This window comes from Mangrovihabitans endophyticus, assembly GCF_014646155.1.
GTDB lineage: Bacteria > Actinomycetota > Actinomycetes > Mycobacteriales > Micromonosporaceae > Actinoplanes > Actinoplanes endophyticus.
Genome location: NZ_BMMX01000001.1, coordinates 139,265 through 159,861 on the forward strand (window position 1 = coordinate 139,265; position 20,597 = coordinate 159,861).

The following is a 20,597-nucleotide window of genomic DNA, read 5'->3' on the forward strand; positions in this document are numbered from 1 at the left end:
GTGCCAATCGCACAGCCGTGGCTCGGTGGTTCGGTATGGAGGAGGGTTCCAACCTTGAGGCAGGTTCTCGCACGAGCCATCGGTGGGGTGGCCCTCGTCGGGCTTCTCGCCGGCACGGCCGCCTGCAACAGCGACTCCGGCAGCGGCGGCGACTCGGCCGACGGCAACTGCGGATTCAAGATCGCCTACTTCGGCGCCTTGACCGGCCCGGCGGCCAACCTCGGTGTGAACATCGAGCAGGGCTACGAGCTGGCGATCAAGCAGTACAACGACAAGAAGGGCTCCGACTGCATCCAGGTCGCGAAGTTCGACTCCCAGGGTGACCCCGGTGTCGCGCCGGGTGTCGCGCGTAACCTGGTCTCGGACACGAAGATTCTGGGCATCGTGGGCCCGCCGTTCTCCGGTGAGTCGGAGGCCGCCGACCCGATCTTCGAGGAGGCCGGCATCCCGACGGTCACCCCGGCCGCCACCCGGGTCTCGCTGTCGGCGAACAACTGGAAGACCTTCCACCGCGCGGTCGCCAACGACGACGCGCAGGGCCCCGCGGCGGGCAACTACATCAAGGACGTCCTGAAGGCCGAGAAGGTCTTCGTGGCCGACGACCAGTCCGCGTACGGCGCCGGTCTGGCCGATGTCGTCAAGCAGACGCTCGGCTCCTCCGTGGTCGGCACGGACAAGACCGAGGGTGACGGCAAGCAAACCGACTTCTCGGCGACCGTGCAGAAGGTCATCGCGTCCGGCGCGACCGCGATGTTCTACGGCGGCTACTACCAGAACGGTGGCCTGATCCGTAAGCAGCTGACCTCGGCCGGCTGGAAGGGCACGCTGGTCGGTGGCGACGGCATGAAGGACCCGGGCTTCACCAAGGCGGCCGGTAACTCCGCCGCGATCGGCACCGTGGTGACCTGCCCCTGCTCGCCGCCGGAGAAGGCGGGCGGCTCGTTCGTCAAGGACTACCAGGCGGAGTGGAACACCGCGGCCGGCACCTACTCGGACGTGGCGTTCGACGCGGCGAACATCTTCCTGCAGGGCATCGATCAGGGCAACACCACGATCGAGAAGATGAACGACTACCTGGGCTCGGTCAACTACCAGGGCATCGCGAACACCTACAAGTTCACCGCGACCGGTGAGCTGGACCCCAGCCTGATCAAGGTCTGGGCCTTCAAGTTCGACGACAGCGGCGACGCGGTCGCCGACCAGGAGATCAAGACTTCCTGATCGAAAACTGGTAACTCTTTGCAGGGCCGGTGTGGCCGGATGATCTCCGGCCGCACCGACCTCTTCGTTTCAGGAGTCCCCCTGTGAATTTCTCCGGTCTGATCCACAATTTCGGGCCGCTCACCGTCACCGGGCTCGCCCAGGGCGCGATCATCGCGCTGTTCGCCCTCGGCTACACCCTCGTCTATGGCGTGCTGCGGCTCATCAACTTCGCTCACTCCGAGGTCTTCCTGCTCGGCACCTACGCGTCGATCATCGTGTGGGGCTTCTTCGGGCTGGACCAGAACTCACCCACCCCGGGCATGTTCGCGGTGATCGGCCTGATCATCCTGGGCATGGTCGCGGCGGTGGTCGCCTCGGGCGTCACCGCGATCGGGGTTGAGCTGATCGCCTACCGCCCGCTGCGTCGCCGCAACGCGCCGAAGCTGGCATTCCTGATCACCGCCATCGGCGCCTCGCTGGCCATCTCGGAGACCGTCGGCGTGATCACCGGGCGCAACATCCGTGGCGTGCCGCGGCTGATCCGCCAGACCGACGTCGTCGTGATCGGCAACACGCACATCACCAACCTGCAGATTCTGATCGTCGTGCTGGCGCTCGTGATGATGTTCCTTCTGGACCGGTTCATCAACCGGTCACGGCTGGGCCGCGGCATCCGCGCGGTGGCCCAGAACCCGGACAGCGCCGCTCTGATGGGCGTCAACCAGGGCCGGGTGATCTCGCTGGTCTTCCTGCTCGGCGGCCTGATGGCGGGCATCGCGGCGGTGATGTACAACCTCAAGATCGGGGTCACCCGCTTCGACGCGGGCTTCCTGCTCGGCATCGAGGCGTTCACCGCCGCCGTGCTGGGCGGCATCGGAAACCTGCGCGGCGCGCTGCTGGGCGGACTGCTGCTCGGCGTGTTGCAGAACTACGGCGCCGGACTGTTCGGCACCGAATGGCTGCACGCCGTCTCGTTCGTCCTGCTCGTGGTGATCCTGCTGTTCCGGCCGACCGGGTTGCTGGGCGAGTCGCTTGGCCGAGCACGGGCATGAGGGGAGATCTGGCATGAGCTCGACTGCTGCCACGCCGGGCAAGAACGGCCGGCGACTGAATGGCAATCTGCGCGGCTGGTTCGCTCGTCAGCCCGTCTGGGTGCGGATCGTCGGCGTGCTGGCCGTCATCGCGCTGGCCTATCTGCTGCCGTACACCGCGGAGATCCCGCTGATCGGACCGCAGATCGTCACCGAGGGCATCGACTGGCCGTCCGCGCTGTTCAACATGTCCTACTACGTTCTGCTGGCTCTCGGCCTGAACGTGGTGGTCGGCTACGCCGGCCTGCTGGACCTCGGATACGTCGGCTTCTTCGCGGTCGGCGCCTACACCGTCGCCCTGCTGACCTCGCCGGACAGCCGGCTGGGCACCGAGTGGCCGTGGCTGGCGGCGGTGCCGTTCGCGATCGCGGTGGCGATGATCTCCGGCCTGATCCTCGGCTGGCCGACGCTGCGGCTGCGCGGCGACTACCTGGCCATCGTGACGCTCGGCTTCGCGGAGATCATCCGGATCGTCGCGCAGTCCACCGAGACGTTGCGGGGTGACCGGGGCTTCACCGACATCCCGCACCCGCCGGGCCAGCAGACCGACGGCTCGGCACTGTTCGGTGTCCGGGACGCGACCCCGTACTACTGGCTCGGTCTCACGGTGATCATCCTGGTCGTGCTCGGGGTGCGGAACCTGGACCGGTCCCGGGTGGGCCGTTCCTGGCTGGCGATCCGCGAGGACGAGGAAGCCGCGGAGATCATGGGTGTGCGGACCATCAAGTACAAGCTGTGGGCGTTCGCGATCGGCGCCTGCATCGGTGGCCTGGGCGGCGTGATGTTCGCCGGGCAGCAGGGCTTCATGAACTCCGGCACGTTCGTGCTGCAGTTCTCGATCCTGGTGCTGGCGGGCGTGGTGATGGGCGGTTCCGGCAACATCCCGGGCGCCATCCTGGGCGGCGCGCTGATCTCGTACATTCCGGACCGGCTGCGGGGCATCCAGGACCCGATCTTCCACACCGACCTGTTCGGCTTCCGGTTCGCCATCTTCGGCGCGGTGATCATCCTGATCATGATCTTCCGGCCGCAGGGTCTGATTCCCAGCCGGCGCCGGGCGATGGAGCTCAAGGACCGGGAGAAGGAGGCGGCGCCGTCATGAGCGGGAGCGGGGAGGCTGCGGCCTGGACCACGACGGTAATTGATCGCCGAGCCGCGGAGCGGAGGCAGGCATGAGCGAACCGCACATCGAGTCGCCGCAGGAGATGGACGACGCCAACGCGCGTCCGGTGGACGCGCCGGCGCCCACCGGTCCGGCGGAGTCCGCGCCGGCGCCCACCGGTCCGGCGGGCGACGCGCTGCTGGAGATGCAGAACGTGACGCTGCGCTTCGGCGGTGTGGTGGCCCTCAACGATGTCAGTTTCGTCCTGCGCAAGGGCGAGATCTTCGGCCTGATCGGTCCGAACGGCGCGGGCAAGACGACGTGCTTCAACGCGATGACCGGCGTGTACCGGCCGACCAGCGGAGCGATCCGGTTCCAGGGCCGGTCCATCGTGGGCCGCAAGAAGCACCAGATCACCCGCGGCGGCATCGCCCGGACGTTCCAGAACGTGCGACTGTTCCCGGAGATGACCGCGCTGGAGAACGTCATGGTGGGCGCCGACGCGCACCACAAGACCAGCGTGATCGCCGCGCTGTTCCGGCTGCCCCGGTTCTGGCACGAGGAGCACGAGGGCCGGCGCCGGTCGCTGGAACTCCTGGAGTTCGTGGGGATCGGCAAGCGGGCCGGCGATGTGGCACGCAACCTGTCGTACGGTGAGCAGCGGCGTCTGGAGATCGCGCGGGCCCTGGCCACCAACCCGACGCTGCTGTGCCTGGACGAGCCGGCGGCCGGATTCAACCCGGCGGAGAAGGAGGATCTGCTGCAGTTGATCCGCCGGATCCGGGACACCGGGGTGACCATCCTGCTGATCGAGCACGACATGCGCCTCGTGATGAACGTGACCGACCGGATCGTGGTGCTGGAATTCGGCAAGAAGATCGCCGAGGGGACGCCCGCCCAGGTGCGGGACGACCCGAAGGTGATCGCGGCGTACCTGGGGGTGCCCTCCGATGCTGCTTGAGCTGCAGGAGATTTCGCTGTCGTACGGCCGGATCCAGGCCCTGCACGAGATCAGCCTCACCGTCGACCAGGGCGAGATCGTCGCGCTGATCGGCGCGAACGGCGCGGGCAAGTCGACCACCATGCGGGCCGTCTCCGGTCTGCGCCCGGTGTCCCACGGCAAGATCATTTTTGACGGCCAGGACATCACCAAGCTGCGCGCCGACCTGCGGGTGGTGCGCGGCGTGTCGCAGTCGCCGGAGGGCCGGGGCATCTTCCCCGGCATGACGGTGCGCGACAACCTGGAGATGGGCGCGTACACCCGGCGCAACCGGGTCGAGATCAACAAGGATCTCGACCGGGCCTTCAGCCTGTTCCCGCGGCTCAAGGAGCGGGAACGGCAGATGGGCGGCACCATGTCCGGCGGCGAACAGCAGATGCTGGCGGTGGGTCGCGCGTTGATGAGCCGCCCGAAGCTGCTGCTGCTGGACGAACCCTCCATGGGCCTGGCGCCCATGCTCATCCAGCAGATCTTCGACATCATCGTGGAGATCAACCAGCAGGGCACGACGATCCTGCTCGTCGAGCAGAACGCTCAGCAGGCGCTGTCCCGCGCGCACCGTGCGTACGTGCTGGAGACCGGCCGGATCGTGAAGTCCGGCACCGGCAGTGAGCTGCTGAGTGACCCCTCGGTCAAGGACGCCTATCTCGGCGTCGCTTAGAGATCCGCCACCCCTTGAGGAGTATCCGCATGTACCGCTTCACCCCTGGCCGCCGGGCGATCCTCGGCCTGGCCGTCGCGGCGGCGATGACCGTGTCGCTGTCCGCCTGCGGCGAGGAGACCGGCGACGACACCGGCGGCGCCGCCCCCGCGCCGTCGGCGTCGGCCGACAGCACGCTCGCCGAGAAGGTCCCGGATGACATCAAGTCGGCCGGCAAGATCACCATCGGCACCGATTCCACGTACGCGCCGAGCGAGTTCCTGGACACCGACGGCAGCACCGTCGTCGGCTTCGACGTCGACCTGTTCGACGCGGTCGCACAGAAGCTGGGGCTGACCACGCAGTGGCAGTCGGCCAAGTTCGACGCGATCATCCCCGGCGTCAGCTCCGGCAAGTACAACATCGGGGTCTCGTCGTTCACCGTCAACTCCGAGCGCCTGCAGCAGGCCACGATGATCTCGTACTTCTCGGCCGGCACCCAGTGGGCGGCGAAGGAGGGCGCCAGCATCGACCCGGAGAACGCCTGCGGCAAGAAGGTCGCGGTGCAGGTCGGCACGGTGCAGTTGGACGACATCAAGGCCAAGTCCAAGGCGTGCACGGACGGCGGCAAGCCGGCCATCACGATCGACCAGTACCAGGCGCAGAGCGACGCCACCAACGCCGTCGTGTCCGGCAAGGACGACGCGATGCTCGCCGACTCGCCGGTCTGCGCGTACGCGGTCAAGCAGACCAACGGCCAGCTCGCGCTGCTGGGGGAGATCTACGACTCGGCGCCCTACGGGTACGTGCTGCCCAAGGACCAGACCGAGTTCGGGGACGCCATCAAGGGCGCGCTGGACGCCCTGATCGCGGACGGCACCTACAAGTCGATCCTGGCCAAGTGGGGCGTGGAAGCCGGCGGCATCTCCGATCCGACGGTCAACCCGCAGGGCTGACCGGCGTCCGCCGATGACCGAGCAGACACCTACCGAACGGGCACGGCCGGAGGCCATCAAGGCCGTGCCCGTTCGTCACCCGGGCCGCTGGATCACGATCGCCGTGCTGGCGGTGCTCGCCGCCATGTTCGTGCACCTCGTGGTGACCAACGACCAGTTCAATTGGCGCTTCATCTTCGTCAGCATCGGCGAGGGCCGGCGCGGCGTGATGTTCACCGGGCCGGTGCTTGCCGGCCTGCGCGGGACCATCCTGCTCACCGTCCTCTCGATGATCATCGGGGTGGCGCTGGGCGTGGTGATCGCGGTGATGCGGCTGTCGCCCAATCCCCTCCTGTCCTGGGTGGCCTGGCTGTACACCTGGGTCTTCCGCGCCGTGCCCCGGCTGGTGCTGGCGATCCTGTTCGGCAACCTGGGCATCCTGTGGGAACGCATCGGCTTCGGTCTGCCGTTCGACGCGCAGATCGGCCGGTTGTTCGGGATCACCGACCTGAACGCGCAGTTCTTCAGCATCAAGGCCACCGACCTGCTGTCCGGCTTTGTGGCCGGCATGCTCGCGCTGGGGCTGTCCGAGGCGGCGTACATGGCGGAGATCGTGCGGGCTGGCATCCAGTCCGTCGACTCCGGGCAGTCCGAGGCCGCGGCGGCGCTCGGCCTGTCCCGTGGGCAGGTGCTGCGGCGGATCGTGCTCCCGCAGGCGATGCGGGTGATCGTGCCGCCGACCGGCAACGAGACCATCGCCATGGTCAAGGACACGTCGCTGGTGGCTTTCGTGCCGGTGAGCACGGAGCTGTTCTTCCAGTTGCAGGCGATCAGCTCGCGGACCTTCATCGTGCTGCCGGTGCTGGTGGCCGCTTGTCTCTGGTACCTGGTCCTGTGCAGTGTGCTGATGGTGGTGCAGTTCTTCGTGGAGCGGCACTTCGGCCGGGGCTACGGCGCCCGTACCCGTACCCGGACCCGCACCCGGAACGCGCAACGCCGGCAGGAGGTCAACCCATGAGTGAGACGGCGATGGTCCGCGCGCAGGACGTGCACAAGTCGTTCGGGTCGCTGGAGGTGCTCAAGGGCGTCGACCTGGTCGTCGAGCCCGGCGAGGTGTGCTGCGTGCTGGGCCCCTCGGGCTCGGGCAAGTCCACGTTCCTGCGCTGCATCAACCACCTGGAGAAGCTCAACGCCGGCCGGATCTTCGTGGACGGCGACCTGATCGGGTACCGCGAGCGCGGCGGCAAGCTGCATGAGCTCAAGGAGAAGGAGGTCGCCGAGCAGCGCCGGTCCATCGGCATGGTGTTCCAGCGGTTCAACCTCTTCCCGCACATGACGGTCTTGGACAACGTCATGGAGGCGCCCTGCCGGGTGAAACGCGAGAACAAGGGCGAGGTCCGTGAGCGGGCCGCGGCGCTGCTGGACCGCGTGGGCCTGGCTGCGAAGGTGGACAGCTATCCGGGTCAGTTGTCCGGCGGACAGCAGCAGCGGGTCGCTATCGCCCGGGCGCTGGCCATGCGGCCGAAGTTGATGCTGTTCGACGAGCCGACCAGCGCGCTCGACCCGGAGTTGGTGGGTGAGGTGCTGGACGTGATGAAGGACCTGGCGCGCGACGGCATGACCATGGTGGTGGTCACCCACGAGATCGGGTTCGCCCGGGAGGTGGGCGACAAACTGATCTTCATGGACGGCGGCGTGGTGGTCGAGCAGGGCCCGCCGCGCGAGGTCATCGCGAATCCGCAGCAGGAACGAACTAAGGCGTTTCTCGGCAAAGTGCTGTAAAGCGGGCGGGGCGGTGGGCGTCGTTGTCGGACCCCCGGACTAGAGTTCACCCCCGTGAACGCCGACGCCCAGACCCCCCGCTTGCTGCTGCTGGACGGCCACTCGCTGGCCTACCGGGCCTATTACGCCCTGCCGGTGGACAACTTCTCGACGCAGACCGGCCAGCACACCAACGCCGTGTTCGGCTTCACCTCGATGCTGATCAACATGCTGCGCGACGAGAAGCCGACGCACATCGCGGTGGCCTTCGACGTGTCGCGCAAGTCCTTCCGCACCGAGAAATACGCCGACTACAAGGCGGGCCGCGCGGAGACCCCGAAGCCCTTCCTGGGCCAGGTGAGTCTGGTCAAGGAGGTACTCGAAGCGTTGCGCATCCCGGTGGTGGAAAAGGCCGGCTACGAGGCGGACGACGTCATCGGCACGCTGGCCTGCCAGGCGCGCGAGGCGGGCATGGAGGTCGTGGTGTCCACCGGAGACCGGGACGCCTTCCAGCTCGCCGGCGACCGCGTCACGATCCTCTACCCGGTGCGTGGCGTCTCCGAGGTGTGGCGCATGACGCCGGACGCGATCGAGCAGAAATACGGCGTGCCGCCCGGTCGCTACCGGGACAAGGCCGCGCTGGTCGGTGAGACCAGCGACAACCTGACCGGCGTGCCGGGCGTGGGGGACAAGACCGCCGCCAAGTGGATCGTGCAATACGGCGGGCTGGAGGGCGTGGTCGCACACGCCGACCAGATCAAGGGCAAGGCCGGCGACAACCTGCGCGCCCACCTGTCCGAGGTGATGCGCAACTACGACCTCAACGCCCTGGTCTGCGACCTCGAGTTGCCGCTCGCCCCGCCCGATCTGCGATGGCACGGCTGGGACCGGGAGGCCGTGCACCAGGTCTTCGACGCGCTGGAGTTCCGGGTGCTGCGCGAGCGTCTCTACTCCTACCTGGACGCGGTCGAGCCGGAGGCGGAGTCGGGGTTCGACCTCGACGGTTCGGTGCTGGCCGGCGGGGCGGTGGCGGCCTGGCTGGCCGAGCATGTCGCCCAGGCCCCGGTCGGCGTCGCGGTCACCGGGCGGTTCGGCCGTGGCACCGGCGAACTGACCGGCATCGCGGTGGCCACCGGTGACGGACCGGCCGCCTGGTTCGACCCGGCCGCCCTGGACGAGAACGACGAACGCGCGGTGGCGGCCTGGCTGGCCGACCCGGACCGCCCCAAGGTGATCCACGACGCGAAACCGGCGACGCTGGCGTTCCGGGCGCACGGATGGGCGCTGGCCGGGGTGCGGGTGGACACCGCCCTGGCGGCCTATCTGGCCAAGCCCGACCAGCGCTCCTACGACCTGACCGACCTCGCGCTGCGCTATCTCAAGCGGGAGTTGCGCGTCGAACCGCCACCGCAGGACGGCCAGCTCACCCTCGACGGTCTCGGCGAGGAGGAGACGGAGGCCGTGGAGCAGGGCGTGATGCTGCGTGCCCGCGCCACCCTGGACCTGGCCGACACCATCACCGCCGAGCTCTCCCGCGACGACGACGCCTCGCAGCGGCTCCTCACCGAGGTCGAGCAGCCGCTGTCGGTGGTGCTCGGCGAGATGGAGCAGGTGGGCATCGCCGCCGACACCGACTATCTGTCCGAGTTGGAGGCGCACTTCGCGGCCGAGGTCAAGGCGGCACAGCAGGCGGCGCACGCGGTGGTCGGGCGGGAGTTCAACCTCGGATCACCGAAACAGCTCCAGGAAATCCTGTTCACCGAGCGGAACCTGCCCAAGACCAAGCGGATCAAGTCGGGTTACACCACCGATGCGGACGCCCTTCAGGGACTCTTCGCGCAGACCGGCGACCCACTGCTGGAGCACCTGTTGCGCCACCGTGACGTGGCCAAACTGAAGTCCACCGTGGACGGTCTGCTCAAGTCGGTGTCCGATGACGGCCGCATCCACACCACGTTCAACCAGACGGTGGCCGCCACGGGCCGCCTGTCGTCCACCGACCCGAACCTGCAGAACATCCCGATCCGCACCGCCGAGGGCCGGCGCATCCGTCGCGCCTTCGTCGTCGGACCGGCCTTCGACCAGCTCATGACCGCCGACTACAGCCAGATCGAGATGCGCATCATGGCGCACCTGTCCGGCGACCAGGCACTGATCGACGCCTTCAACTCCGCCTTCGATTTCCACGCGGCCACCGCCTCGTCGGTGTTCCACGTGCCGGTCGAGGAGGTCGTCCCCGATCAGCGGCGCAAGATCAAGGCAATGAACTACGGCCTCGCGTACGGGCTGAGCGCCTTCGGCCTGTCCCACCAGCTCGGCATCTCGACCGAGGAGGCGCGCGGGCTGATGGAGGAATACTTCGAGCGCTTCGGCGGCGTCCGCGACTATCTGCAGGCCGTGGTGCGGCGCGCGGTGCAGGACGGCTACACCGCGACCATTCTCGGCCGGCGTCGTTATCTGCCCGACCTGACCAGCGACAACCGGCAGCGCCGCGAAATGGCTGAGCGGATGGCGTTGAACGCGCCCATCCAGGGTTCCGCCGCGGACATCATCAAGATCGCCATGCTCCGCGTCGACCAGGCATTGCGGGACTCCGGCTTGCGTTCGCGCATGCTGCTGCAGGTGCACGACGAGCTGGTCTTCGACGTGGCGCAGGGGGAGCGGGAGCCGTTGGAGGAACTGGTCCGCCGGGAGATGGGCGGGGCCTTCCCGCTGTCGGTGCCGCTGGAGGTGTCGGTGGGCTCCGGACAGGACTGGAACAGCGCCGACCACTGAACCGCCGGCCTGGGGCTCGACAGGCCCCGGCGCCTGCGGGGCCGGGGTGGTTGCGGGGCCCTGTCACGCTGGGCCGGTGCCGAGGAGACTGCCGGAGATCACCGGGACTGAGACGCTGCGTGTGCCGCTGACGCGGGCGGCGCTGGACCCGGAGCAGGCGAGCCTGTTCGCCCCGATGTTCAAGGCTCTGGGCGACCCCGTGCGGTTGCGCCTGCTGTCGATGATCGCATCGGCCGGCGGTGGTGAGGTCTGCGTCTGCGACATGACCGACTGCTTCCCGCTGTCCGGACCGACCATCTCGCACCACCTGCGGGTGCTGCGGGAGGCGGGGCTGGTGGCCGGCGACCGGCGCGGCACCTGGGTCTATTACCGCCTGGTGCCGCGTTCGCTGGCGGTGCTCGGCGCGTTGCTGGAGGCGGGCCGCCCGGTGCCCGCGAGCTGAGCCGGGGCGTGCGTCACGGCCGGTCGGCGACGAAGATCGCGGTGCCGGGGAAGAGCCGGCCGCGCAGCGGGCTCCACTGGCCCCAGATCTGCTCGTGTCCCTCCGGCCATTCCGGTTCCACCAGATCGCGCAGCACGAAACCGGCAGCGACCAGCTCGCGGATCCGGTCGCCCAGGGTGCGGTGCTGTTCCACGTACGTGGGGACGCCGGACACATCCTGCTCGACGTACGGCCTGCGGTCGAAGTAGGGATGCACCGCGGTGAGACCGGCTTCCCCCGGGTCGTCGAGGAAAATCCACCGGATGGGGTGGGTGACGGAGAACACCCAGAGGCCGCCGGGGATGAGTACCCGCGCCACCTCCCGCATGACAGCCGCGGAGTCGGCCACGAACGGGATCGCCCCGAACGCGGTGCACACGATGTCGAACGCGCCGTCGGGGAAGGGCAGCGCCATCGCGTCGGCCTGCACCAGCGGCACCGGCACGCCGCAGCGGGCGCTGGCCGCCGCGGCGTGCCGCAGCATGCCCGCCGACAGGTCGAGGGCGACCGGGTGCGCGCCGCGTCCGCGCAGCCAGCGTGCGCAGGAGGCAGCGCCGCAGCCCAGCTCCAGGATCCGCTTGCCCGACAGGTCGCCGAGCAGGCCGGCGTCGGCCTCGCGCAGTCCTTCCGGACACCAGACGAAGTCCGCATCGCCCAGGAACGTGCCGTGTTCCGCCTGATAGGCGTCCGCGTCGCCGTCCCACCAGCGGCGACCCGCATGACGGCTTTCGGCATCGGTCACCGGACGGCGGCCGACCGAGCCGCTCGATTCCATTTCGATCACGAAGCAACGGTACGGGAGTCCGGATCACGCCCTAGAAACGGACATATCTCCCCTGGTGGCGGACCGTGCGAGAACAATGTGCCTGGGTCGTCCGGAGGGCTTGCAACCTGTGGTAATGCGCACGGTAAGCTAGTCGATGCGCTCGCGGAATCGTGTGCCTCGGCAGGGAGAAGGCTCCGCGGTCGTCGGTCGCAGCATGATCAGGCTCGAACGGTCAGACTTACCCGTCATGATCACGCCGGGTGTTCGTGTTGCGCCCGCCGGCAGGTCCGCCGGGCGCGAGAGACACCACGAATCCATCCGTTCGGAGCAACAGTCCACATGACGAGCAGCATCGAGGCCACCTCGAGCGCAAGCAAGGTCACCGTCGACGATTTCGGCTCGGAGGAAGCATTCCTCGCGGCCATCGACGAGACCATCAAGTACTTCAACGACGGCGACATCGTCGAAGGCACCGTCGTCAAGGTCGATCGGGACGAGGTCCTGCTCGACATCGGCTACAAGACCGAGGGCGTGATCCCCTCGCGTGAGTTGTCGATCAAGCATGACGTGGACCCCGCGGAAGTGGTGTCGGTCGGTGACCACATCGAAGCCCTCGTCCTCACCAAGGAGGACAAGGAAGGTCGCCTGATCCTCTCGAAGAAACGCGCGCAGTACGAGCGGGCGTGGGGCACGATCGAGAAGATCAAGGAGGACGACGGCGTCGTGCGCGGCTCCGTCATCGAGGTCGTCAAGGGCGGTCTCATCCTCGACATCGGCCTGCGCGGCTTCCTTCCCGCGTCCCTGGTCGAGATGCGCCGCGTGCGCGACCTGCAGCCTTACGTCGGCCGCGAGCTCGAGGCGAAGATCATCGAGCTGGACAAGAACCGCAACAACGTGGTCCTGTCCCGCCGCGCCTGGCTGGAGCAGACGCAGTCCGAGGTCCGCACCGAGTTCCTCAACAAGCTGCAGAAGGGCCAGGTCCGCAAGGGCGTCGTGTCCTCGATCGTCAACTTCGGCGCCTTCGTCGACTTGGGCGGCGTGGACGGCCTGGTGCACGTCTCCGAGCTCTCCTGGAAGCACATCGACCACCCGTCCGAGGTCGTCGAGGTCGGCCAGGAGGTCGAGGTCGAGGTGCTCGATGTCGACCTGGACCGCGAGCGCGTCTCGCTGTCGCTGAAGGCGACCCAGGAAGACCCGTGGCGTCAGTTCGCCCGCACCCACGCGATCAACCAGATCGTCCCGGGCAAGGTCACCAAGCTGGTGCCGTTCGGCGCGTTCGTCCGCGTCGACGACGGCATCGAGGGCCTGGTGCACATCTCCGAACTGGCCGAGCGTCACGTCGAGCTGCCCGAGCAGGTCGTCCAGGTCGGCTCCGACGTGCTGGTCAAGGTCATCGACATCGACCTGGAGCGGCGCCGGATCTCGCTGTCGCTCAAGCAGGCCAACGAGGGCTTCGTCGAGGGCGAGGAGCACTTCGACCCGACCCTCTACGGCATGACCGCGACGTACGACGCCGAGGGCAACTACATCTACCCGGAGGGCTTCGACCCGGAGACGGGCGAGTGGCTCGAAGGGTACGAGAAGCAGCGCGAGACGTGGGAGCGGCAGTACGCCGAGGCCCGCGAGCGTTGGGAGGCGCACACCAAGCAGGTGCAGGCGTCGCGCGAGGCGGAGGCCGACGCGGCACTCAGCCCGGCACCGGCGGCCAGCGCGTCGTCGTCGTCCGCCTCCTCCTCCAGCGCGCCGGCCCCGGCGCGTGCCGAGGAGCCGGCCGGCACCCTGGCCACCGACGAGGCCCTCGCCGCGCTGCGCGAGAAGCTCGCCGGCGGCAAGGGCTGATCGCTACGCATCAAGCACGAGCCCGCCCCGGACGGTTCGCCGTCCGGGGCGGGCTCTTTTGCCCCCGTCGTCGGGGATACTGATCCTCGTGCTGAGTGTGGGGCTGACCGGCGGCATCGGTGCGGGCAAGAGCACGGTGTCGGCCCGGCTGGCGCTTCGGGGCGCGATCGTCATCGACGCCGACGTGCTGGCGCGGGAGGCGGTGGCTCCCGGCACCGCGGGGCTCGCCGAGGTGGTTGCCCGCTTCGGTCGGGACGTGCTGCGGGCGGACGGCGCGCTGGACCGGCCCGCCCTGGGCTCGCTCGTGTTCTCCGAAGAGACGGCACGCCGCGACCTGGAATCCATCATCCACCCGCGGGTGCAGGCCCGCCGCGACGAACTAACCGGGCGGGCCGGCCCGGACGCGATCGTCGTCCACGACGTGCCACTGCTGGTCGAGACGGGCCTCGCCCCGCACCATCACCTGGTCGTCGTGGTGCACGCCGACCAGCAGACGCGGGTGCGCCGCCTGGTGCACACCCGGGACATCACCGCGGAGCAGGCCACCGCCCGGATCGCCGCGCAGGCCGGGGACGCGGAGCGCCGCGCCGCCGCGGACGTGCTGATGGACAACGCGGGCAGCCGGGCCGATCTGGAGGAGGCGGTGGACCGGCTGTGGGACGAGCGGCTGCGGCCGTTCGAGCGGAATCTGCGCCACGCGCGGGTACCTCCGCGTGGCGCATGGCTGCGGCTGGTCCCGTACGACCCGCGGTGGCCGCAGGAGGCGTGCCGGCTCGCCGGGCGGATCCGGCAGGCCACCGGTGCCCCGGTGCACCACATCGGCTCGACCGCCGTACCGGGGCTGCTTGCCAAGAACGTCATCGACCTCATGCTGGGCGTGCGCACGCTGGCGGATGCCGACGCGCTGGCGGACCGGCTGACGCGCGCCGGGTTCCCGCCGCGCGCGGGGGAGTGGTTCGACAACGCCCGGGGCATGCCCGGCGAGACGTGGCCCAAGAGGCTGCACGGCAGCGCCGACCCGGCTCGTCCGGTGAACCTGCACCTGCGGGTGATCGGCTCGCCGGGCTGGCGATTCGCGTTGCTGATGCGTGACCACCTGCGGGCGGTGCCGCAGGCCCGCGCGGACTATGCCACGAGCAAGCAGACGTGGCGGGAGGAACACCCGGAGGTCGATGCCTACGCACAGGCGAAGGAGCCGTGGTTCGACGCCGAAGCGCGTGCGGCGGACGACTGGGCCGAGGCGGTCGGCTGGCAGCCGGCGTGACCCGTGTCCGCTGCCATGGTGGCGCGAAAGGGCGCCCGCGGCGGCCGGTCGGCGCTGGGCACGACCCCCGGGCGATGCGCACGCCGACTCACTGCCGGGGCTGCAAATCACCGGGCCGGCGGCGCGGACCGTGAACCGGTCCGGCAGACCGCCGACGGCCGCCGCGAGCGGCCTACCTGATCAGGGTAGGGCGGCCGGAATGCGCCGACAACGTCCGGATGCGGGACCGAATGTGCACCTACCGCACAGCGCCGCCGGGCGCGCGCCGCGGCCGGGCGAAACTTGTCGTACCCCCGACGTAGGTTGGGTGCCATGGCGCTCGACATCCCACGTCTGGACGGCCGTTTCGAGGTCGTCAGCGACTACCAGCCCGCCGGTGACCAGCCCACGGCGATCGCGGATCTGGAGCGGCGCGTGCGTGCCGGCAACCGGCACACCGTGCTGCTCGGCGCGACCGGCACGGGCAAGAGCGCCACAACAGCCTGGCTGATCGAGCGGTTGCAGCGCCCGGCGCTGGTGCTCGCCCCCAACAAGACGCTCTGCGCGCAGCTCGCCAAGGAGTTCCGCGAGCTGCTGCCGCACAACGCGGTGGAATACTTCGTCAGCTACTACGACTACTACCAGCCTGAGGCCTACATCGCGCAGACGGACACCTATATCGAAAAGGATTCGTCGGTCAACGAAGAGGTCGAGCGTCTGCGGCACTCGGCGACCATGTCGCTGCTCACCCGGCGGGACACGGTCGTGGTGGCCACCGTCAGCGCCATCTACGGCTTGGGCACCCCGCAGGAATACCTGGAGCGCGCGGTCCGGGTGAAGGTCGGTGAGGAGGTCGACCGCGACAAGCTGTTGCGTCGGCTTGTCGACATTCAGTACGCCCGCAACGACGTGGCCTTCCAACGCGGCACCTTCCGGGTCCGGGGCGACACCCTGGAGATCATCCCGGCTTATGAGGAACTGGCCGTGCGCATCGAGCTGTTCGGCGACGAGGTGGAGAGGCTCTACTACCTGCACCCGTTGACCGGCGAGGTCGTGCGCGAGGTCACCGAGCTGGCGATCTTCCCGGCGACGCACTACGCGGCCGGCCCGGAGCGCATGGAGCGCGCCATCTGGGACATCGAGGCAGAACTGGCCGAGCGGCTGGCCGAACTGGAACGGCAGAACAAGCTTCTGGAGGCGCAGCGGCTGCGCATGCGCACCACGTACGACATCGAGATGATGCGTCAGGTCGGCTTCTGCAACGGCATCGAGAACTACTCGATGCACATCGACGGCCGCAGTCCCGGTGACCCGGCCTACACCTTGCTGGACTACTTCCCGGACGACTTCGTGACGGTGATCGACGAGTCGCACGTGTCGATTCCGCAGATCGGCGGGATGTATGAGGGTGACGCCTCGCGCAAGCGCATCCTCATCGAGCACGGTTTCCGGCTGCCCAGCGCCGCGGACAACCGGCCGTTGCGCTTCGACGAATTCCTTGAGCGGGTCGGCCAGATGGTGTTTCTGTCGGCGACGCCGGGGCCCTGGGAGAAGCAGCAGGCCGCCGGCGAGTTCGTGGAGCAGATCATCCGCCCCACCGGCCTGGTCGATCCCGAGGTGGTGGTGAAGCCGACCAAGGGTCAGATCGACGACCTGATGCACGAGATCCAGCAGCGCACCGAGCGCGACGAGCGAGTCCTGGTGACCACGCTGACCAAGAAGATGGCCGAAGACCTCACCGATTACCTGTTGGAGAACGGCATCCGAGTGCGCTACCTGCACTCCGAGGTGGACACGCTGCGCCGGGTGGAGCTGCTCAAGGAGCTGCGCAAGGGCGACTACGACGTGCTGGTCGGCATCAACCTTCTCCGTGAGGGTCTGGACCTGCCCGAGGTGTCGCTGGTGGCGATCCTCGATGCGGACAAGGAGGGCTTCCTGCGCAGCGGGCGCTCGCTGATTCAGACGATCGGTCGCGCCGCACGGAACGTCTCCGGCGAGGTCCACATGTATGCGGACAAGATCACGCCGTCGATGCGGGATGCCATCGACGAGACGGACCGCCGTCGTGCGAAGCAGATCGCGCACAACGAGGCGAACGGCATCAAACCGCAGGCGCTGCGCAAGAAGATCCACGACATCCTGGACGACATCTACCGCGAGGCGGAGGACACCGACACGGCGGTCGGTGGCCAGCTCGTCGGTGGCGGCGGCAGGCAGATGTCACGCGGCAAGGGACCGGTCCCGGAGACCCGCTCCAAGAGCGGCCGCGCGGCAGCGACCCCGGCGCGCGAGGGCATGGCACGGGCCGAACTCGCTCAGCTCATCCAGGACCTCAACGATCAGATGCTGGCCGCGGCCCGCGAGCTTCAGTTCGAGTTGGCGGCGCGGATCCGCGACGAGGTGGCGGACCTGAAGAAGGAGCTGCGGGGGATGGACGTGGCCGGCGTGCGGTGATCGGGAGCCGGGGCCGGACGCGCGAAACCCCGGCCGGCCCCGAGGCCGCCTCACCTCGGCTGGGCGGAGCGTTTGGGGCGGAGCGTTTGGGGCGGAGCGCCCGGAGCAAGTCGGCTAGCCTCCTAGGATGCCTGGGGATGGTGAGGGGCATGATGCGCTAAATGTCGCATTGATGCCGCCTCTTGCCGAGAGGCGGCACACCTTTTCGCCGCCTGCGTTTCACGCGTCGACGGGGATGGGCCAGAATGGCCAGCAGTGGGAGGGGAGTATTCCTCTGCGCCGGTCTCGTCAACACGGCTCCTTTTGGGGCCCGGGGCCGGCGGTTGCGGGGCCGGCCAGGTGTCGCGGCGGAAGAGACCTCTGACAGCCGTGCGTCGTCGCACCTCCATCGAGGTGCGACGACTGACCGTGTCTGCCGGAGGACCTCTTGAACGTGACTGGCTGGGCGTGGACCGCCACCCTCATCGCCCTGGTCGTGGTGTTGGCGATCGATCTGCTGATCATCGGCCGTCGGCCGCACGAGCCGAGCATGCGCGAAGCCAGTGGATGGGTGGTCTTCTACGTCGGCTTCGCCCTGTTGTTCGGCGCCGGCCTGTGGGTGTTCGTGGGCGGCACCGCGGCGGGCGAGTTCTACACCGGTTGGCTCACCGAGTACAGCCTGTCGGTGGACAACCTCTTCGTCTTCTTGATCATCATGAGCCGGTTCGCCGTGCCGCGGAAGTTCCAGCAGAAGGTGCTGCTGATCGGCATCGTGCTCGCGCTCGTCATGCGCGGGGCCTTCATCGCCGCCGGGGCCGCCCTGATCGCGCAGTTCAACTGGGTGTTCTACCTGTTCGGCGGCTTCCTCGTGTACACCGCCGTCACCCTGCTGCGGCACGGCGACGAGGACGGGGACGAGTTCAAGGAGAACATCCTCATCCGGTGGTCCAAGCGGGCGTTGCCGGTCTCCTCGTCGTTCGACAGCGGGCGCCTGACGCTTGTCACCTCGACCGGCCGGCGACTGTTCACCCCGATGCTGATCGTCATGATCGCGATCGGCACCACCGACCTGATCTTCGCGCTGGACTCGATCCCAGCGATCTTCGGCATCACCAAGGAGCCGTACCTCGTCTTCACCGCGAACGTGTTCGCGCTGATGGGGCTGCGGCAGCTTTACTTCCTGCTCGGTGGGCTGCTGGAGCGGCTGGTCTATCTCAACTACGGGCTGGCGGTGGTGCTCGCCTTCATCGGCGTGAAGCTGGTCCTGGAGGCGTTGCACACCAACCAGTTGCCGTTCCTCAACGGCGGCGAGGGCCTGCATTGGGCGCCGGAGATCCCCATCTGGATGTCGCTTCTGGTGATCGTCGGCGCCCTCGGCGTGGCGACGGTGGCGAGCCTGGTGAAGGCGGCCGTCGACCGTCGCCGCGAGCTGAGCAGGGTCTGAGGAGCCCGCGCCCCTGCGGGTTTACTGGTGCTTGCGGCGTGCCGCGGCCCGTCCCCGCGTGTGCTGGTCCAGCATCACCTTCCGGATCCGCACCGCCGCCGGGGTGACCTCCACGCACTCGTCCTCGCGGCAGAACTCCAGAGCCTGCTCCAGGGACAGTTTGCGCGGCGGGATCAGCTTCTCCGTCTCGTCCGCGGTGGACGAGCGCATGTTGGTGAGCTTCTTCTCCTTGGTGATGTTCACGTCCATGTCGTCGGCGCGCGAGTTCTCACCGACGATCATGCCTTCGTAGACCTCGGTGCCCGGCTCGACGAAGAGCTGACCGCGCTCCTGGAGGTTGGTCATCGCGAACGCGGTCACCGCGCCCGTGCGGTCGGCGACAAGTGATCCGGTGCCGCGGGTGCGCAGCTCCCCGAACCAGGGCTCGTATCCCTCGAACAGGTGGTGCAGGATCCCCGTGCCGCGGGTCTCGGTGAGGAACTCGGTGCGGAAGCCGATCAGGCCGCGGGCCGGCACCAGCCACTCCATGCGCAGCCAGCCGGTGCCGTGGTTGGTCAGTTGCTCCATGCGTCCCTTGCGGGTGGCCAGCAGCGTGGTGATGGCGCCCATGAACTCGTCCGGGGCGTCGATGGTGAGGCGCTCGACCGGCTCGTGCACCTTGCCGTCGATGGTCCTGGTGACCACCTGAGGCTTACCCACGGTCAGTTCGTAGGACTCCCGGCGCATCTGCTCGACCAGGATGGCCAGCGCCAGCTCGCCGCGGCCCTGCACCTCCCACGCATCGGGGCGCTCGGTGGGCAGCACGCGCAGCGACACGTTGCCGATCAGCTCCCGGTCCAGGCGTTCCTTCACCATGCGGGCGGTGACCTTGGCGCCCTTGACCCGGCCCACGAGCGGCGAGGTGTTGGTGCCCAGGACCATCGAGATGGCCGGCTCGTCGACGCTGATCAGCGGCAGCGGCTTCGGGTCTTCCGCGTCGGCCAGGGTCTCGCCGATCATGATCTCGGGGATGCCGGCCACCGCCATGATGTCGCCCGGACCGGCGCTCTCGGCGGGCTTGCGTTCCAGGCCCTCGGTGATCAGCAGCTCCGAGATGCGCACCCGGTCGAGGGTTCCGTCGGTGCGGCACCAGGCGACCGTCTGCCCCTTGCGGATGGTGCCCTCGTGCACCCGGCACAGTGCGAGCCGGCCCAGGAACGGCGAGGCGTCGAGGTTGACCACGTGCGCCTGCAGCGGCGCGCCCTCGGTGTAGGTGGGCGCCGGAATGGTCCGCAGGATGGTGGTGAACAGCGGGTCCAGGTTGGCGCTGTCGGCGGGCACGGCGCCGTCGGCCGGCTGGGTGAGGGACGCGATGCCGTCGCGGGCGCAGGCGTAGATGATCGGGAAGTCGATCTGGTCCTCGTCGGCGTCCAGGTCGAGGAAGAGTTCGTACGTGTCGTCGACGACGTCCTTGATGCGCGCGTCCGAGCGGTCCACCTTGTTGATCACGAGGATGATCGGCAGCCGGGCCTGCAGCGCCTTGCGCAGCACGAACCTCGTCTGCGGCAGGGGGCCCTCGGACGCGTCCACCAGCAGCAGCACGCCGTCGACCATGGTGAGGCCGCGTTCCACCTCGCCGCCGAAGTCGGCGTGGCCGGGCGTGTCAATGATGTTGATGGTCACGGGCGAGCCGTCGGACGGCTGGTAGCTGATCGCGGTGTTCTTGGCGAGAATGGTGATGCCCTTTTCGCGCTCCAGGTCCATGGAGTCCATGACGCGATCGGCCATCTCGCCCCGCGCGTGCGACTGTCCGCCCTGTCGGAGCATGGCATCGACCAGGGTGGTCTTTCCGTGGTCGACGTGCGCGATGATGGCGACGTTGCGGAGGTCGGTGCGGGTCTGCAT

At 68.6% G+C, this 20,597-nt stretch carries 16 protein-coding genes; 14 read left to right on the forward strand and 2 right to left on the reverse strand.

Translation table 11 applies throughout. From position 1 onward, the window contains the following. Positions 1-54: 54 nt before the first annotated feature. From IEY73_RS00570 to IEY73_RS00615, 10 genes are all read left to right on the forward strand, one after another. Positions 55-1,221, forward strand: a complete 1,167-nt coding sequence (locus tag IEY73_RS00570; RefSeq protein WP_189077026.1) for a branched-chain amino acid ABC transporter substrate-binding protein — start codon at positions 55-57, stop codon at positions 1,219-1,221. Positions 1,222-1,304: 83 nt separating this feature from the next. Further along, entirely contained in the window at positions 1,305-2,255 is a 951-nt protein-coding gene (locus IEY73_RS00575; RefSeq protein WP_189077027.1) for a branched-chain amino acid ABC transporter permease, read from the forward strand. Between the two features lie 13 nt (positions 2,256-2,268). After that, positions 2,269-3,396 (forward strand): branched-chain amino acid ABC transporter permease, encoded by a 1,128-nt coding sequence (locus tag IEY73_RS00580; RefSeq protein WP_189077028.1) that lies wholly within the window; start codon positions 2,269-2,271, stop codon positions 3,394-3,396. 205 nt (positions 3,397-3,601) lie between these two features. Further along, positions 3,602-4,357: an ABC transporter ATP-binding protein gene (locus IEY73_RS00585; RefSeq protein ID WP_189077751.1), complete on the forward strand. Its 756-nt coding sequence runs from the start codon at positions 3,602-3,604 to the stop codon at positions 4,355-4,357. Continuing rightward, on the forward strand, positions 4,347-5,057 hold the full coding sequence (locus IEY73_RS00590) for an ABC transporter ATP-binding protein (RefSeq protein WP_189077029.1): 711 nt from the start codon (positions 4,347-4,349) through the stop codon (positions 5,055-5,057). The genes IEY73_RS00585 and IEY73_RS00590 overlap by 11 nt, the downstream gene beginning before the upstream one ends. A gap of 29 nt (positions 5,058-5,086) precedes the next feature. Beyond that, positions 5,087-5,992, forward strand: coding sequence for an ABC transporter substrate-binding protein (locus IEY73_RS00595; RefSeq protein WP_189077030.1), 906 nt, complete (start codon positions 5,087-5,089; stop codon positions 5,990-5,992). 13 nt (positions 5,993-6,005) lie between these two features. After that, positions 6,006-6,989: an amino acid ABC transporter permease gene (locus IEY73_RS00600; protein ID WP_189077031.1), complete on the forward strand. Its 984-nt coding sequence runs from the start codon at positions 6,006-6,008 to the stop codon at positions 6,987-6,989. Then, entirely contained in the window at positions 6,986-7,753 is a 768-nt protein-coding gene (locus IEY73_RS00605; RefSeq protein WP_306661458.1) for an amino acid ABC transporter ATP-binding protein, read from the forward strand. The genes IEY73_RS00600 and IEY73_RS00605 overlap by 4 nt, the downstream gene beginning before the upstream one ends. Before the next feature lie 54 nt (positions 7,754-7,807). Further along, positions 7,808-10,507, forward strand: a complete 2,700-nt coding sequence (gene polA, locus IEY73_RS00610) for a DNA polymerase I (protein ID WP_189077032.1) — start codon at positions 7,808-7,810, stop codon at positions 10,505-10,507. 76 nt (positions 10,508-10,583) lie between these two features. Further along, entirely contained in the window at positions 10,584-10,949 is a 366-nt protein-coding gene (locus IEY73_RS00615; RefSeq protein WP_373292715.1) for an ArsR/SmtB family transcription factor, read from the forward strand. A 13-nt stretch (positions 10,950-10,962) separates the two neighbouring features. Here IEY73_RS00615 and IEY73_RS00620 read toward each other — a convergent pair whose 3' ends face one another. Next, a complete protein-coding gene (locus IEY73_RS00620) occupies positions 10,963-11,763 on the reverse strand; it encodes a class I SAM-dependent methyltransferase (protein WP_189077754.1) in 801 nt (266 codons plus the stop codon). A gap of 330 nt (positions 11,764-12,093) precedes the next feature. Between IEY73_RS00620 and rpsA the strand changes: the two genes are divergently transcribed. From rpsA to IEY73_RS00640, 4 genes are all read left to right on the forward strand, one after another. Further along, the gene (rpsA, locus tag IEY73_RS00625; RefSeq protein WP_189077033.1) at positions 12,094-13,593 is read left to right on the forward strand and encodes a 30S ribosomal protein S1; all 1,500 of its coding nucleotides are present in this window, start codon (positions 12,094-12,096) and stop codon (positions 13,591-13,593) included. Positions 13,594-13,681: 88 nt separating this feature from the next. Then, on the forward strand, positions 13,682-14,857 hold the full coding sequence (coaE, locus tag IEY73_RS00630; RefSeq protein ID WP_189077034.1) for a dephospho-CoA kinase: 1,176 nt from the start codon (positions 13,682-13,684) through the stop codon (positions 14,855-14,857). 312 nt (positions 14,858-15,169) lie between these two features. Continuing rightward, positions 15,170-17,290 carry an excinuclease ABC subunit UvrB gene (uvrB, locus tag IEY73_RS00635; protein WP_189077035.1) on the forward strand — a complete coding sequence of 707 codons (2,121 nt, stop codon included), beginning with the start codon at positions 15,170-15,172 and terminating at the stop codon, positions 17,288-17,290. A 427-nt stretch (positions 17,291-17,717) separates the two neighbouring features. Further along, positions 17,718-18,713, forward strand: a complete 996-nt coding sequence (locus IEY73_RS00640; RefSeq protein WP_373292716.1) for a TerC family protein — start codon at positions 17,718-17,720, stop codon at positions 18,711-18,713. Between the two features lie 21 nt (positions 18,714-18,734). On the opposite strand, the gene typA is transcribed toward IEY73_RS00640, so the two are convergent. Beyond that, the gene (gene typA / locus IEY73_RS00645; RefSeq protein WP_189077037.1) at positions 18,735-20,597 is read right to left on the reverse strand and encodes a translational GTPase TypA; all 1,863 of its coding nucleotides are present in this window, start codon (positions 20,595-20,597) and stop codon (positions 18,735-18,737) included.